Source organism: Hydrogenophaga pseudoflava, assembly GCF_004353865.1.
In the GTDB taxonomy this organism is placed as follows: Bacteria; Pseudomonadota; Gammaproteobacteria; order Burkholderiales; family Burkholderiaceae_C; genus Hydrogenophaga; species Hydrogenophaga pseudoflava.
The window spans coordinates 1,844,842-1,860,523 of the sequence record NZ_CP037867.1; the positions used below are offsets into that span (position 1 = coordinate 1,844,842).

The window sequence follows — 15,682 nt, forward strand, 5'->3', positions numbered from 1 at the left end:
TCACCGTCCCCAGCGGAGCACGAGGGGATCAAGGCGGCGCGCGATGTCGATCAGGCCGCGCCGCACCTCGGGGTGCATGGGCGGGAAGGGGTGGCGCCCGGCCTCGCAGGCGATCACGCCGCCTTCCTTCATCAGCGCCTTGGCGGTCAGGATGCCGCCCTGGCGGTTCTCGTGGTTGATCAGCGGCAGCCAGCGCTGGTAGAGCGCGAAGGCCTGGTCCATGTCGCCGCTGCGGTGCGCCTCGATGATGGGGCGGATGCCGTCGGGAAAGGCGCCGCCGGTCATGGCGCCGGTGGCACCCGCGTCCAGGTCGGCCAGCAGGGTGATGGCTTCCTCGCCGTCCCACGGTCCTTCGATGGCGTCGCCGCCCAGGCGGATCAGCTCGCGCAGCTTGCTGGCCGCACCCGGCACCTCGATCTTGAAGTAGGCCAGGTGCTCGATCTGTTCCGCCATGCGCGCGAGGAACGGGGCCGAGAGCACCGTGCCGCTGGCCGGCGCGTCCTGCACCATGATCGGGATGCCGATGGCGTCGGACACGCGGTCGTAGAACTCGAAGATCTGAGCCTCGGGCACGCGGAAGGTGGCACCATGGTAGGGTGGCATGATCATCACCATGGCCGCGCCCATGTCCTGCGCGCGGCGGCTGCGGGCCGCGCAGACGCTGGTGCCGTAGTGGGTGGTGGTCACGATCACCGGCACGCGGCCGGCCACGTGTTCCAGGCAGGTGCGCGTGAGGACTTCGCGTTCGTCGTCCGAGAGGGAAAACTGCTCGGAGAAGTTGGCCAGGATGCACAGGCCGTCGACGCCGGCGTCGATCATGAAATCGAGGCAGCGCTTCTGGCTGTCCAGGTCGAGTTCGCCGGATTCGGTGAAGGTGGTGGGCACCACCGGGAAGATGCCGCGGTAGCGCGGCGCACGGGCGGAAGCGGTCATGGTCTCTCTCAATGCGAATGGCGGGGCACCGCGGAACCGCGGCAGCCGACGAGGAATTCGAAGTCGCAGCCCTGGTCGGCCTGCAGCACGTGGTTGACGTAGAGGCGCTGGTAGCCGCCCTTCATCGCGTGCTCCGGCGGCGTGACCTGGGCCAGGCGGGTGGCCAGTTCTTCGTCGCTGATGTCCAGGTGCAGGCGGCCGGTGGTGCAGTCGAGCTCGATGAAGTCGCCGTCGCGCACGGCGGCCAGCGGGCCGCCGGCCGCGGCCTCGGGCGCCACGTGCAGCACCACGGTGCCGTAGGCGGTGCCGCTCATGCGGGCGTCGGAGATGCGCACCATGTCCTTGATGCCCCGGCGCAGCAGCTTGGGCGGCAGGCCCATGTTGCCCACCTCGGCCATGCCGGGGTAGCCCATGGGGCCGCAGTTCTTGAGCACCATCACGCAGGTCTCGTCGATGTCCAGGTCTTCGTCGACGATGCGCTCCTTGTAGTGCTCCAGGTTCTCGAACACCACCGCGCGGCCGCGGTGTTGCAGCAGGTGGGGCGAGGCGGCCGAGGGCTTGAGCACGGCGCCGCGCGGCGCGAGGTTGCCGCGCAGCACGCAGATGCCACCGTCGGGCACCAGCGGCTTGTCCAGCGGGCGGATGACCTCGTCGTTGTACTGCGGCGCGTCGGCCACGTTCTCCCACAGGCTCTTGCCGTTCACGGTGAGCGCGTCCGGGTGCGGCAGCAGCTTGGCTTCACCCAGCCGACGCAGCACGGCCGGCAGGCCACCGGCGTAATAGAACTCCTCCATCAGGAAGCGGCCCGAGGGCTGCAGGTCGACCACGGTGGGCGTGCCCTTGCCGATGCGGGTCCAGTCGTCCAGCTCCAGCTCCACGCCGATGCGCCCGGCAATCGCCTTGAGGTGGATCACCGCGTTGGTCGAACCGCCGATGGCGGCGTTGGTGCGGATGGCGTTCTCGAACGCCTCGCGCGTGAGGATCTTGGACAGGCGCAGGTCTTCGTGCGCCATCTCGACGATGCGCCGGCCCGACATGTGGGCCAGCACGTAGCGGCGCGCGTCGACCGCCGGGATGGCGGCGTTGTGCGGCAGCGAGGTGCCCAGTGCCTCGGCCATGCAGGCCATGGTGGAGGCCGTTCCCATGGTGTTGCAGGTGCCGGCCGAGCGCGACATGCCGCCTTCGGCCGCGAGGAACTGGTGCATGTTGATCTCGCCGGCCTTGAGCGATTCGTGCAGCTGCCACACGGCCGTGCCCGAGCCGATGTTCTTGCCTTCGAGCTTGCCGTTGAGCATGGGGCCGCCGGTGACCACGATGGCCGGCACGTCGCAGCTGGCCGCGCCCATCAGCAGCGCGGGCGTGGTCTTGTCGCAGCCCACCAGCAGCACCACCGCGTCGATGGGGTTGCCGCGGATCGCTTCCTCCACGTCCATCGACGCCAGGTTGCGCGTGAGCATGGCGGTGGGGCGCAGGTTGGACTCGCCGTTGGAGAACACCGGGAACTCGACCGGGTAGCCGCCGGCTTCCAGCACGCCCTTCTTGACGTGTTCGGCCAGCTTGCGGAAGTGCGCGTTGCAGGGCGTCAGCTCGGACCAGGTGTTGCAGATGCCGATGATGGGGCGGCCGTCGAACGCGTGGTCGGGGATGCCCTGGTTCTTCATCCAGCTGCGGTACATGAAGCCGTTCTTGTCGGCGCTGCCGAACCATTCGGTGGAGCGCAGCTTGCGTGGTTTGTCGGACATGGTGGTGTGCGGTGGGGTGGGGGTTTAGTGGGAGCCTGCGCCGGGGCGGCGCACCATGAGGCGCTGCAGCAGGCAGAACAGGAACAGCAGCAGGCCGACGACGATGCGCGTCCACCAGGAGCTGAGCGTGCCGTCGAAGGTGATGAGGGTCTGGATCAGGCCCAGGGTGAGCACGCCGAACAGCGTGCCGAAGACGTAGCCCACGCCGCCGGTCAGCAGCGTGCCGCCGATGACCACGGCGGCGATCGCGTCCAGCTCCATGCCGACAGCGTGCAGGCCGTAGCCCGACAGCGTGTAGAAGGTGAAGACCACGCCGCCGAGAGCCGCGCACAGGCCCGAGACCGCGTAGACGCCGACCAGGGTGCGCCGCACCGGCAGGCCCATGAGGATGGCCGAGTGTTCGCTGCCGCCGATGGCGTAGACCGTGCGGCCGAAGGTGCTGCTGTGGGCCGCGAACAGGGCCAGCGCCAGGCAGGCAATCGCGATCAGCGCGCCCAGGCTGATCGAGGCGCCCTCGGCCAGTTCCAGCCGCCAGTAGGCGAGGTTCGAATAGGCCTCGTTGCCGATGCTGATCGAGTCGATGCTGATCAGGTAGCACAGGCCGCGCGCCAGGAACATGCCCGCCAGCGTGACGATGAAGGGCTGCAGCCGGAAGCGCTCGATCAGGAAGCCCATGAAGGCGCCGAAAGAGACGCCCATCACCAGCACCACGCCGATGGCGGGCAGCGGTGACCAGCCGTGGTGTTCGATCAGGGTGGCCAGCACCATGGTCGAGAGCGCGACCACCGAACCCACCGAGAGGTCGATGCCGCCACTGAGGATGACGAAGGTCATGCCCACCGCCACGATGAGCAGGAAGGCGTTGTCGATCAGCAGGTTGAGGAACACCTGCGCCGAGAAGAAGCCGGTGTAGCTCAGCGAACCGGCCAGCCCCATCAGCAGGAACAGGCCCACCGTCGCGGCCAGCGGCAGGAAGCGCAGGTCCAGGCGGCCCAGGGTGCTCGGCGTGGCGCTCATGCGGCACCTCCAGGCAGCGAGGGGCGGCGGGCCAGTGCCCACACCTGGGCACGGAACTCGGGCGACTGCAGCAGCATCACCACGAACACCACCGCGGCCTTGACCACCAGGTTGATCTCGGGCGGCACGCCCAGCGAGTAGATCGCGTAGGTGAGGGTCTGGATGATGAGCGCGCCGATCAGCGTGCCCAGCAGGCTGAAGCGGCCACCGGCCAGCGAGGTGCCGCCCAGGGTGACGGCCAGGATGGCGTCCAGCTCCATCAGCTGGCCGGCGTTGTTGCCGTCGGCGCTCTTGACGTTGGAGCTGATCAGCAGGCCGGCCACGCCGGCGCAGAAGCCGCAGAACACATAGGCGGCCAGGGTCAGCTGCCGCGCGCGGATGCCGGCCACGCGCGCCGCCGCCGGGTTGACGCCCACCGCCTGCACGAACACGCCCAGCGGCGTCTTGTAGAGCAGCCCGGCCAGCAAGGCCAGCACGCCAAGCCAGACGTAGAGCGAGAAGGGCAGGCCCAGCAGGTAACCACCCCCGATGAAGAAGTAGGGCTGGTAGTAGATGGTGATGATCTGGCCGTCGGTGATGAGCTGGGCGATGCCGCGGCCCGCCACCATCAGGATCAGCGTGGCGATGATGGGCTGCATGCCGATGCCGGCCACCAGCGCGCCGTTCCACAGCCCGCACAGCATGGCCACGGCCAGCGCGCCGGTGATGGCCACGCCCAGCGGCAGCCGCGTGGTGGCGCCGTCGACCGAGCCGCCGATCATCCAGGCGGCCACGGCGGCCGAGATCGCGACCACGGCGCCGACCGAGATGTCGATGCCGCGCATCGCGATCACCAGGGTCATGCCCAGCGAGACCAGGATCAGCGGCGCCGCGCGGTTGAGGATGTCGATGAGGCTGCCGTAGAGGTGGCCGTCGCGCCACTCGATGTGCAGGAAGCGCTCGTTCGCGACCACGTTGACCAGCAGCAGCAGGGCCAGCGTGACCAGCGGCCAGGTGAGGCGGTGGCCCAGCAGGGCATTTACACGAGAGGGGGTTTCAGACATGTTCGTCGGCAATCAGTTCGTACACGGCGTCTTCGCTGCTGCCCGCAGGCAGCTCGCCGATGGGGCGGCGGTCGCGAAGGACCAGGATGCGCTGCGACACCCGGACCACCTCGCTCATCTCGGACGAGATGAAGACCACCGCCATGCCCTGCGCGGCCAGGCGCAGGATCTGGTCCATGATTTCCTGCTTGGCCGCCACGTCGATGCCGCGTGTGGGCTCGTCCAGGATCAGCAGGCGCGGCGTTGTGGCCAGCCAGCGGGCGATCACCACCTTCTGCTGGTTGCCGCCCGAGAGCTGGCCCACCGGCGTCTCGGCGCCCGGCGTGCGGATGCCCAGCAGCGCGATGTAGCGATCGGCCATCTCGCGCTGCTCGGCCAGTGGCAGCGGGCGGCGCAGGCCGCGCATGGCCTGCAGCGCGATGGCGATGTTCTCGCGCACCGAGAGGTCGGCAAAGATGCCTTCGGTCTTGCGCTCTTCGGGGCACATGGCCAGGCCGCGCGCGATGGCGTCGACCGGGTTGGAAAAGCGCACCACCTCGCCGTCGATGCGCAGCATCCCGGCGTCGGGGCTGTCCAGGCCGAACAGCAGGCGCGCCAGCTCGGTGCGGCCCGCGCCCAGCAGGCCGGCGATGCCCAGCACCTCGCCGGGTCGGATGACCAGGTCGGTCGGCTGGATGCTGCCCGCGCGCGCCAGGCCCTCGGTCTGCAGCAGGGCCGGGGTGTCGCTGGCCGATGCTTCGCTGGCGGCGGCGGGCGCCGTGGCCGGGCCCATCTCGCGGCCCACCATGGCCTCGATCAGGGCCTGAGCCGGCAGTTCGCGGGTTGTCCATTCGCCGATCCAGCGGCCGTTGCGCAGCACGGTGATGCGGTCGGAGATGGCGTAGACCTGGTCCAGGAAGTGGGTGACGAACAGGATGGCCAGGCCTTCCTCGCGCAGGCGCCGCAGCACCTGGAACAGGCCCTTGACCTCGTCGTCGTCCAGGCTGGAGGTGGGTTCGTCCAGGATCAGCACGCGGGCGTCGATGCCCAGGGCGCGCGCAATCGCCACCAGCTGCTGGATGGCCACCGGGTAGTCCGAGAGCCGCCGGGTGACGTCGATGTCCAGGCCCACACGCGCCAGCAGGCGGCGGGCACCTTCGCGCGTGGCGGCCCAGTCGATGCGTCGGCCCTGCCACGCCGGGTGGCGCGGGTAGCGGCCGGCGAAGATGTTCTCGGCCACCGTGAGGTTGGGGCAGAGGTTGACCTCCTGGTAGACCGTGCTGATGCCCTGCTGCTGCGCGTGCAGCGGCGACGCGGGCCAGCCCGTGTCGTCGCCCAGGCGCATCTGGCCGGCCACGGGCGTGACCACGCCGGTCAGCACCTTGATCAGGGTCGACTTGCCGGCGCCGTTCTGGCCCATCAGCGCATGGACCTCGCCGGGGAACAGGCGCAGCTGGGCGTCCTGCAGCACGTGGACGCGCCCGAAGCGCATGCCCACGCCCGAGAGCTGCAGCACCGGAGAAGTGGTGGCGCTGCTCATGACTTGTTCTTGTTGTAGACGTCGACAAACACGGCGGCCAGCAGCACCAGGCCCTTGATGACCTGCTGGTAGTCGATGCCGATGCCCATGATGGACATGCCGTTGTTCATCACGCCCATGATGAAGGCGCCGATCACCGCGCCCATCACCTTGCCCACGCCGCCCGAGGCGGAGGCACCGCCGATGAAGCAGGCCGCGATCACGTCCAGCTCGAAACCCAGGCCGGCCTTGGGTGTGGCGGTGTTCAGGCGCGCGGCGAACACCAGGCCGGCCAGCGCGGCCAGCACGCCCATGGTGACGAAGGTGGCGAACGTCAGCCGCTCGGTCTTGATGCCCGAGAGCTTGGCCGCCTTCTCGTTGCCCCCCAGGGCGTAGATGCGGCGGCCCACGATGGTGCGCGCCGTGAGGAAGTCGAAGGCCACGATCAGCAGCGCCATCACCACCAGCACATTGGGCAGGCCCTTGTACGAGGCCAGCATGTAGCTGAAGAACACCAGCAGACCCGCGAACACGGCCAGCTTGAGCGCGAACAGGCCGAAGGGTTCGGTCTCGATGCCGTGCCGCAGTTGGTTGTTGCGCGCGCGCAGGCTGGACAGGGCCAGCAGCGCGGCGGCGGCCACGCCGATCAGCAGCGAGGTCAGGCGCAGGTTTTCGCCGCTGAACAGGTCCGGGATGAAGCCGGAGCTGAGCATCTGGAACTCCTCGGGGAAGGGTCCGATGGACTGGCCCTGCAGCAGCGCCAGCGCCAGGCCCTTGAACACCAGCATGCCGGCCAGGGTGACGATGAAGGAGGGGATGCGGAAGAAGGCCACGAACCAGCCCTGCGCACCGCCGATCACGCCGCCGACCAGCAGGCACACCAGCGAGGCGGGCACGAAGTGCCACTCGTAGCTGACCATCAGCACGGCGGCCAGCGCGCCGATGAAGCCGCAGACCGAGCCCACCGAGAGGTCGATGTGGCCGGCCACGATGACCAGCAGCATGCCCAGCGCCATGATGACGATGTAGCTGTTCTGCAGCACCAGGTTGGTCAGGTTCAGCGGCTGCATCAGCGTGCCGTCGGTCATGACCTGGAAGAAGGCCATGATCGCGACCAGCGAGATCAGCATGCCGTACTCGCGGAAGTTGTGCTTGAGGAAGTCCAGCACGGGGCGGCTGTCGGACGGCGCCGCAAGGGCTGCGGGGGAGTGTTGTTGTTCCATGGGGTTCAGTGGCTGGTCACGATGGCGCGCATGATCTTTTCCTGCGAGGCCTCGGCGACCGGCATCTCGGCGACGAAGCGGCCTTCGTTCATCACATAGATGCGGTCGGACAGGCCCAGCAGCTCGGGCATTTCGGAAGAGATCACGATCACGCACTTGCCCTCGGCCGCGAGCTGGGCGATGAGGGTGTAGATCTCGTACTTGGCGCCTACGTCGATGCCGCGCGTGGGCTCGTCGAGGATGAGCACCTCGGGTTCGGTGAAGAGCCATTTGCTCAGCACCACCTTCTGCTGGTTGCCGCCGGAGAGGTTGACCGTCTTCTGGCCCACGCCCGAGCAGCGGATGCGCAGCTTCTCGCGGTAGCCCTGGGCCACGCTGTACTCGCGTCCGTCGTCGATGACGCCGGCGCGCGAGACGGCCTCCAGGCGGGCCAGCGAGGTGTTGAACTGGATGTCTTCGGCCAGCACCAGGCCGTTGCCCTTGCGGTCTTCGGTCACGTAGGCCAGGCCGTGCGCGACCGCCTTGCCGACGGTGCTCACGTCGATGGGCTTGCCGTGCAGCCGCACCTCGCCGCTGATGCGCTGGCCCCAGGCGCGGCCGAACACGCTCATGGCGAACTCGGTGCGGCCGGCGCCCATGAGGCCGGCGATGCCGACGATCTCGCCGCGCCGCACCTGCAGGTCCACGCCCTTGATCACTTCACGGTCCGCGTGCTGCGGGTGGTGCACCCGCCAATCGCGCACCTCGAACACCGTCTCGCCGATGTCGGGCGTGCGGCGCGGGTAGCGGTCGGCCATCTCGCGGCCCACCATGCCGCGGATCACGCGGTCTTCGCTGACGGGCGCGCCCTGGCAGTCGATGGTCTCCACCGTGCTGCCATCGCGCAGGATGGTCACCGAGTCGGCCACGCGGGCGATCTCGTTGAGCTTGTGGGAAATCAGGATGCAGGTGATGCCCTGGGCCTTGAGTTCGAGCAGCAGGTCCAGCAGGGCCTGGCTGTCGTTTTCGTTCAGGCTGGCGGTGGGCTCGTCCAGGATCAGCAGCCTGACCTGCTTGGACAGCGCCTTGGCGATCTCCACCAGCTGCTGCTTGCCCACGCCCAGATCGGTGATGCGGGTCGAGGGCGACTCTCTCAGGCCCACCTTGCGCAGCAGCTCCTGCGTCTGGCGGTGCGCGGCCATCCAGTCGATCACGCCACGGTGCGCGATCTCGTTGCCCAGGAACACGTTCTCGGTGATCGACAGCAGCGGCACCAGGGCCAGCTCCTGGTGAATGATGATGATGCCCAGCTGCTCGCTGTCGTGGATGCCTCCGAAGTGGCGCTCCTGGCCGTCGAACAGGATCTGGCCGGTGTAGCTGCCCGAGGGGTAGACGCCCGAGAGCACTTTCATGAGCGTGGACTTGCCGGCGCCGTTTTCGCCCACCAGGGCATGGATTTCGCCGGCGCGCACGCGCAGATTGACATGGTTGAGCGCGACCACGCCGGGGAAGGTCTTGCGGATGGACCGCATTTCCAGAAGGGTTTGCAAGGCGGATTCCTCGGTACACAGGGGGCCGGGAGCCCTGTCGGTCAGGCTCCCGGCAGCAGACCACTCACTTGAGCTGCGATTCCTTGTAGTAGCCGCTGTCCACCAGCACCTTCTTCCAGTTGCTCGCGTCGACCGGCACCGGCTTGAGCAGGTAGCTGGGCACCACCTTCACGCCGTTGTTGTAGGTCTTGGTGTCGTTGATCTCGGGCTGCTTGCCCGTGAGCGTCGCGTCCACCATGTTGGCCGTGACCTTGGCCAGCTCGCGCGTGTCCTTGAAGATGGTCGAGTACTGCTCGCCCTTCAGGATGGACTTGACCGAGGGGATCTCGGCGTCCTGGCCGCTGACGACGGGGCAGGGCTGTTGCGCCGTGCAGTAGCCCACGCCCTTGAGCGAGGACAGGATGCCGATGGACAGGCCGTCGTACGGGCTCAGCACCGCGTGCACCTTGTCCTTGCCGTAGAAGGCCGAGAGCAGGTTGTCCATGCGGGCCTGGGCCACGGCGCCGTCCCAGCGCAGCGTGCCGACCTTGTCCATGCCCATTTGCTTGCTGCGCACCACCAGCTTGCCGCTGTCGATGTAGGGTTTGAGCACGCTCATGGCGCCGTCGTAGAAGAAGAAGGCGTTGTTGTCGTCGGGCGAACCGCCGAACAGCTCGATGTTGAACGGGCCCTTGCCCTGCTTGAGGCCGAGCTTGTCGACGATGGAGGTGGCCTGCTGCACGCCGACCTGGAAGTTGTCGAAGGTGGCGTAGTAGTCGACGTTCTTGCTGCCCTTGATCAGGCGGTCGTAGGCGATGACCTTGACGCCCTTGTCGGCCGCGTTCTGCAGCGCCTTGGACAGCGTGGTGCCGTCGATGGAGGCGATCACCAGCACCTTCACGCCCTTGGTGATCATGTTCTCGATCTGCGCCAGCTGGTTCGGGATGTCGTCCTCGGCGTACTGCAGGTCGGTCTTGTAGCCGCGGTCCTTGAGGACCTTGACCATGTTGTCACCGTCGGCGATCCAGCGCGCGGACGACTTGGTGGGCATGGAGATGCCGATGGTGCCTTTGTCCTGCGCGAAAGCGCCGGTGGTGAAGGCCGCAGCGGCCAGCGCGACGGTGCAAAGCACGTGGCGGCGGTTGGGGGTGTTCAAGTGGGTCTCCTCGGGGGTGGTGCCGCGCGGTGGTCCGCGCGGCGGTCTGGTTGTTGTGGGGGATCAGTACTTGCGCTTGGGGAACTCGGCGGCGGCGGTCTCCATCGGGAAGATGCCTTCTTCGGTCACGATGCGGCGCGGCAGCGTCTTGCCAGCCTTGAGGTCCTTGACGGCCTGCATCAGCTGCGGGCCGAGCAGCGGGCTGCATTCGACGCTGACGTTGAGCTTGCCGGCGATCATGGCTTCGAAGGCGCCCTTCACGGCGTCGATGGAGATGATCACGATGTCCTTGGCAGGTTTCATGCCGGCTTCTTCGATGGCCTGGATCGCGCCAATGGCCATGTCGTCGTTGTGCGCGTAGAGCACGTTGATCTTCTTGCCCTCGGCCTTCAGGAAGGCTTCCATCACTTCCTTGCCCTTGGCGCGGGTGAAGTCGCCGGTCTGGCTGCGGATGATCTTGAACTTCGGATCGGCCTTGATGATTTCCTCGAAGCCCTTCTTGCGGTCGATGGCCGGCGCCGAACCCACGGTGCCCTGCAGCTCGACGATGTTGACCTCGCCCTTCTGGTCCTTCATCTTCTCGACCAGCCAGCGACCGGCCTTGCGGCCTTCTTCCACGAAGTCCGAACCCATGAAGCTCACCCACAGCGACTCGTCCTTTTCGTTGACGGCGCGGTCGGTCAGGATGACCGGGATCTTGGCGGCCTTGGCCTCGCGCAGCACGGCGCCCCAGCCGCTTTCCACCACCGGCGAGAAGGCGATCACGTCGACCTTCTGGGCGATGAAGGAGCGGATGGCCTTGATCTGGTTCTCCTGCTTCTGCTGGGCGTCGGCGAACTTCAGTTCGATGCCGGCTTCCTTGGCCGAGGACTTGATCGACTCGGAGTTGGCGGTGCGCCACTCCGACTCGGCCCCGATCTGGCTGAAGCCCAGCACGATGGGCTTCTGCGCGAAGGCGCCACCCGGCAGCATCAGGGCCACGGGGGCGGCGGCCAGTGCGGTCACCAGGGTGCGGCGTTGCAGTTGTTTCATGTTGTCTGTCTCCTGTCTCTGGTTGGTTGAAGCGAAAGGTCAGGCCAGCATGTAACTGGTCTTGACGGTGGTGTAGAACTCCGCCGCGTAGCGGCCTTGTTCCCGGGATCCGTGGCTGGAGTCCTTGCGTCCGCCGAACGGAACATGGAAATCCACGCCGGCGGTCGGCAGGTTCACCATGGTCATGCCCACCTGCGCGTGGCGACGGAAGTGCATCGCGTGCTTGAGCGAGGTGGTACAGAGGCCGGCACACAGACCGAACGGCGTGTCGTTCGCCAGTTCGAGCGCGTGCCCGTAGTCGTCGGCCCGCAGAACGCAGGCGATGGGACCGAAGATTTCTTCGCGGGCGATGCGGTGCCCGGGTTCGGCCAGCCACAGCGCGGGGCTCATGTAGTGGCCGGGGGTCTCGCGGTCCAGGCGCTCGCCGCCGAAGACGTGCTGGGCGCCTTCGTCCGCGCCAATCGCCATGTAGGACAGGTTCTGCTCCAGCTGGGCGCCGTCGACCACCGGGCCCATCTCGGTGCCGCGGGTCAGCGCGTGGCCCACCTTCAGCGCGGTCAGGCGCTGGGTCAGCCGGGCCACGAAGGCGTCGTGCACCGGGGCTTCGACGATCAGGCGGCTGGACGCGGTGCAGCGCTGGCCGGTGGAGAAGTACGAACCCTGCAGCGCGCAGTCCACCGCCTGGTCCAGATCGGCGTCGGCCAGCACGATCAGCGGGTTCTTGCCGCCCATCTCCAGCTGCACCTTGGCCTGGCGCGCGGCGGTGGCCGTGAGGATGCGGCGCCCGGTGGACACCGAACCGGTGAAGCTGACCGCGTTCACCCGCGGGTGCTCCACCAGGGTCTGGCCGACCTCGCGGCCGCTGCCCATGATGAGGTTGAAGGTGCCGGCGGGCAGGCCGCAGCGGCTGAGGATTTCGGCCAGCGCCCAGCCACAGGTGGGCACCAGTTCGGCCGGCTTGAACACCACGGTGTTGCCATAGGCCAGGGCCGGCGCGATCTTCCAGGCGGGAATCGCGAAAGGGAAGTTCCAGGGCGCGATCACCGCGACCACACCGACCGGCTCGCGGGTGATGTCGACCTGCACCCCGGGGCGCACCGAGGCCAGGGTCTCGCCGCCGATGCGCAGCGCCTCGCCGGCGAAGAACTTGAAGATGTTGCCGGCCCGCGCCACCTCGGCGATGGCCTCGGGCAGGGTCTTGCCTTCTTCGCGCGCCAGCAGCTCGCCCAACTCCTCCTTGCGCGCCAGCAGTTCGCTGCCGGCCAGGTCCAGTGCGTCGGCGCGGCGCTGCGGGGTGCTCAGGCTCCACTGCGGCAGGGCGTCGGCCGCGGCGGCGATCGCCAGTTCGGTCTGGTTGCGGTCGGCGCGGGCGAACTCGGCCACCACCTCCCGCGTGTCCGAGGGGTTGACGCTGATGCCGGTGGTGGCACCGCTGACCCAGCGGCCATTGATCAGGTGCCGCGGCTGGTGCCGGATCTCGCCGAGTTTCATGTGCTTGCTGATGCCCAGTGGTGACGTTGGCCGGCAGTCTAGAAGCGTTTTTAATATCAATCCAATCGTTTTTCAGACAAAATTGATATCTTTCTTGGCATTCTCGAAAACCCCCGATGAGCAACTACAACCACTGGTTCATCCGTGCCCGGCTCAAGACCCGCCAGCTGCTGCTGCTGGTGGCCCTGGCCGAGGAGGGCAACATCCACCGCGCGGCCCAGGTGCTGAGCATGACCCAGCCGGCCGCGTCCAAGCTGCTCAAGGACCTGGAGGAGGTGCTGGGCGTGCCGCTGTTCGAGCGCCTGCCCCGGGGCATGAGCCCCACCTGGTGCGGCGAGACCATGATCCGCCACGCGCGCATGGCGCTGGCCAGCCTGAACCAGGCGCACGATGAGCTGTTGGCGCTCAAGAGCGGTCATTTCGGCCAGGTGGGCATCGGCGCCATCACCTCGCCCGGCCTGAGCCTGCTGCCGCCGGCGGTGGCCCTGGTCAAGCAGGAGCACCCCAATCTGCGGATTTCGCTGGAGATCGAGACCAGCCCGGTGCTGCTGGACCGGCTGGAACAGGGCAAGCTGGACATCGTGGTGGGGCGCCTGTTCGCCGAACACGACAAGGGCAACCTGGCCTACGAGCCGCTGACCGGGGAGCTGGTGTCCGCCGTGACGCGCCCGGGGCATCCGCTGATGGGGGTGAGCAACCTGGGCCTGCGCGACGTGCACGGCGCGGGCTGGATCGTGCCGCCGGCCGGCAGCGTGCTGCGCCACCGCTTCGACCTGATGTTCCAGCAGGAGGGCCTGAGCCCGCCGATCAACACCATCGAGACCTCGGCCCTGCTGTTCATGACGCGCATGCTGCAGCAGAGCGACATGGTGGGCGTGGTGGCGAGCGAGGTGGCGAACTACTACGCCTCGCACGGGCTGCTGAGCGTGCTGCCCATGGACATGCCCTGCCACATGGACGCCTTCGGCCTCATCACCCGCACCGACCGCCTGCTCTCGCCCGGCGCCAAGGTGATGATGAAGGCGCTCAAGCAGACCTGTCTGACGCAGTATGGCATCAGGCTGTCCGCCTGATGCACCCCCTGCGCCGCTTCGCGTCTTCCCCCTCTCTCGCCTTCGGCGGGAGGGGGACGGCACCAGAGGCCCGGCGGAGCCGGTTCCTCGGTGCCCCTGGAAGGGGGCATCGCTTCAGGTCCAGCCGCCGTCCACGACAAACTCCTGCGCGGTGCACATCGCCGAATCGTCGGCCGCCAGGAACAGCACCATGCTGGCCACGTGGTCCGGCCGCAGCTGGTCGGGCAGGCACTGGTTGCGCGCAATCTCCTGTTCGCCCGCGGCGTCCAGCCACAGCCGCACCTGCCGCTCGGTCATCACCCAGCCCGGGGTGATGGTGTTGACGCGGATGTGGTCCTTGCCCAGCGAGGCGGCCAGCCCGCGGGTGAGCCCGTTCACCGACGACTTGGCGATGGCGTAGCAGGGGTAGTCCGGGTTCTTGGTCTGCCAGCCGATGGAGCCGAAGTTGATCACCGAGCCGCCGCCCAGGCGGCGCATGCCGGGCACCACCGACTGCACCGCGAACAGGGCGGGGCGCTGGTTGATGGCCATGCGCTCGTCGAAGTAGGCGGGGGTGAGGTCTTCCAGGCGGTGGCGGTCGTCGCTGGCCACGTTGTTGACCAGCACGCCGAAGTCGCCCAGGGCGGCCGCCGCGTCCGCGATGGCGGCCTGCAGCGCGGCGATGTCCTTGACGTCGACCGCGCGCCACCAGGGGCGGGCGTGCCCCTCGTCGGCCAGTTGCTGCGAGAGTGCTTCGGCGGCGGACGCCGCCACATCGACGAAGGCGACCTGGGCGCCCTGGCGGGCCAGGGCCGCCACGACCGCGGCACCGATGCCGGTGGCGCCACCGGTGACGAACACCCGGCGGCCCTGCAGGCTGGGGTAGCGGGCGGCCTGCGGGTTGGCCGCGGGGACGTCGGGGTTGTTGGTGAGTGACATATATAAACAGATATCTGAAAAATCAAAATTGCAATCAAACAGATATCAATCTGAACGCATAATGCGCCCAACGTCAAGCCCCGCCCTCTGGAGACACCATGCCGCGCCTGCCTTCCGTACCCGCCCACCGCGAGCCCTTTCAGGTGACCGACGAGGTGCGCTGCCTCTGGCCGGCGTCGGCGGTGCTGGGCGAGGGCGGGCTCTGGTCGGTGAGCCGGCGGTGCCTGTTCTGGGTCGACATCCTCTCGCGCCACATCCACCGGCTCGACCCCGCCACCGGCGCGCAGCAGAGCTGGACCTTTGACGAGGAGGTGTCCGCACTGGCCGAGCGCCGCACCGGCGAGGGCCTGGCGATCGCGCTGCGCCGGGGGCCGGCGTTCTGGAACCCCGACCAGCCGGGCGTGCCGCCGCGCTACCTGTGCCAGCCCGAACCCGAACGCAGCGGCAACCGCTTCAACGACGCCCGCTGCGACGCCGCAGGGCGCTGGTGGATGGGCAGCATGGACTTCGGCTGCGCGCTGCCCACCGGCTCGCTCTACCGCGTCGGGGCCGACGGCGCCTGGGCGCGCATGGACGAAGGCTTCGCCGTCACCAATGGCCCGACCTGGATCGCCCAGGGCCGGACCATGCTGTTCAACGACACCGTCAACGGCCAGGTGCTGGCCTACGACAGCGATCCCGACACCGGCGAGATCGGCGGGCGCCGCCTCTGGCTGCAGTTCGCGCCCGAGGACGGCGTGCCCGACGGCATGACCACCGATGCGCTGGGGCGGGTGTGGATCTGCCACTGGGGCGGCGGCTGCGTCACCTGCCACGACCCCGACACCGCGCAGGAGCTGGCGCGGGTGCACCTGCCGGTGAGCCAGGTGACCTCATGCACCTTCGGCGGGCCGGACCTCTCGACCCTGTTCATCACCTCCGCGCGCTTCAGCCTGGACGAGGCGGCGCTGGCCCGCGAGCCGCTGGCCGGCGGCCTGTTCGCCGTGCGGCCGGGTGTGGCGGGCCTGCCCGCATCGCCCTTCGCGGGCTGATCTTCAACGCACCCACC

The 15,682-nt window shown here is 68.3% G+C and carries 13 protein-coding genes; 2 read left to right on the plus strand and 11 right to left on the minus strand.

Annotated elements, in window-relative coordinates; genetic code table 11:
• The 10 genes from HPF_RS08990 to HPF_RS09035 all read right to left on the minus strand — a co-directional run bounded on the left by HPF_RS08990 (window position 1) and on the right by HPF_RS09035 (window position 12,643).
• Window positions 1-933, minus strand: a complete 933-nt coding sequence (locus HPF_RS08990; protein ID WP_133156387.1) for a dihydrodipicolinate synthase family protein — start codon at window positions 931-933, stop codon at window positions 1-3.
• An 8-nt stretch (window positions 934-941) separates the two neighbouring features.
• Complete coding sequence (locus HPF_RS08995; protein WP_133156388.1) at window positions 942-2,675, minus strand: IlvD/Edd family dehydratase; 1,734 nt, start codon at window positions 2,673-2,675, stop codon at window positions 942-944.
• Between the two features lie 24 nt (window positions 2,676-2,699).
• Window positions 2,700-3,692, minus strand: coding sequence for a galactofuranose ABC transporter, permease protein YjfF (yjfF, locus tag HPF_RS09000; RefSeq protein WP_133156389.1), 993 nt, complete (start codon window positions 3,690-3,692; stop codon window positions 2,700-2,702).
• Window positions 3,689-4,735 carry an ABC transporter permease gene (locus HPF_RS09005; RefSeq protein WP_133156390.1) on the minus strand — a complete coding sequence of 349 codons (1,047 nt, stop codon included), beginning with the start codon at window positions 4,733-4,735 and terminating at the stop codon, window positions 3,689-3,691. The genes yjfF and HPF_RS09005 overlap by 4 nt, the downstream gene beginning before the upstream one ends.
• Window positions 4,728-6,254 (minus strand): sugar ABC transporter ATP-binding protein, encoded by a 1,527-nt coding sequence (locus tag HPF_RS09010; protein ID WP_133156391.1) that lies wholly within the window; start codon window positions 6,252-6,254, stop codon window positions 4,728-4,730. Before HPF_RS09010 ends, HPF_RS09005 begins: the two co-directional genes overlap by 8 nt.
• The gene (gene mmsB / locus HPF_RS09015) at window positions 6,251-7,456 is read right to left on the minus strand and encodes a multiple monosaccharide ABC transporter permease (protein WP_066150778.1); all 1,206 of its coding nucleotides are present in this window, start codon (window positions 7,454-7,456) and stop codon (window positions 6,251-6,253) included. The genes HPF_RS09010 and mmsB overlap by 4 nt, the downstream gene beginning before the upstream one ends.
• Before the next feature lie 5 nt (window positions 7,457-7,461).
• Entirely contained in the window at window positions 7,462-8,967 is a 1,506-nt protein-coding gene (gene mmsA, locus HPF_RS09020; RefSeq protein ID WP_133158063.1) for a multiple monosaccharide ABC transporter ATP-binding protein, read from the minus strand.
• An 82-nt stretch (window positions 8,968-9,049) separates the two neighbouring features.
• Window positions 9,050-10,096: a multiple monosaccharide ABC transporter substrate-binding protein gene (gene chvE, locus HPF_RS09025; RefSeq protein ID WP_207959392.1), complete on the minus strand. Its 1,047-nt coding sequence runs from the start codon at window positions 10,094-10,096 to the stop codon at window positions 9,050-9,052.
• Between the two features lie 87 nt (window positions 10,097-10,183).
• Window positions 10,184-11,152 carry an ABC transporter substrate-binding protein gene (locus HPF_RS09030; RefSeq protein ID WP_066150787.1) on the minus strand — a complete coding sequence of 323 codons (969 nt, stop codon included), beginning with the start codon at window positions 11,150-11,152 and terminating at the stop codon, window positions 10,184-10,186.
• Between the two features lie 39 nt (window positions 11,153-11,191).
• Window positions 11,192-12,643: an aldehyde dehydrogenase family protein gene (locus HPF_RS09035; protein WP_133156393.1), complete on the minus strand. Its 1,452-nt coding sequence runs from the start codon at window positions 12,641-12,643 to the stop codon at window positions 11,192-11,194.
• 116 nt (window positions 12,644-12,759) lie between these two features.
• Between HPF_RS09035 and HPF_RS09040 the strand changes: the two genes are divergently transcribed.
• On the plus strand, window positions 12,760-13,716 hold the full coding sequence (locus tag HPF_RS09040) for a LysR substrate-binding domain-containing protein (RefSeq protein WP_133156394.1): 957 nt from the start codon (window positions 12,760-12,762) through the stop codon (window positions 13,714-13,716).
• 114 nt (window positions 13,717-13,830) lie between these two features.
• Here the strand turns inward: HPF_RS09040 and HPF_RS09045 are convergent, their stop codons facing one another.
• Complete coding sequence (locus HPF_RS09045; RefSeq protein ID WP_133156395.1) at window positions 13,831-14,634, minus strand: SDR family NAD(P)-dependent oxidoreductase; 804 nt, start codon at window positions 14,632-14,634, stop codon at window positions 13,831-13,833.
• A gap of 98 nt (window positions 14,635-14,732) precedes the next feature.
• Here HPF_RS09045 and HPF_RS09050 point away from each other — a divergent pair, with 98 nt between their 5' ends.
• Window positions 14,733-15,665 carry an SMP-30/gluconolactonase/LRE family protein gene (locus HPF_RS09050; protein WP_133156396.1) on the plus strand — a complete coding sequence of 311 codons (933 nt, stop codon included), beginning with the start codon at window positions 14,733-14,735 and terminating at the stop codon, window positions 15,663-15,665.
• Window positions 15,666-15,682: the final 17 nt, after the last annotated feature.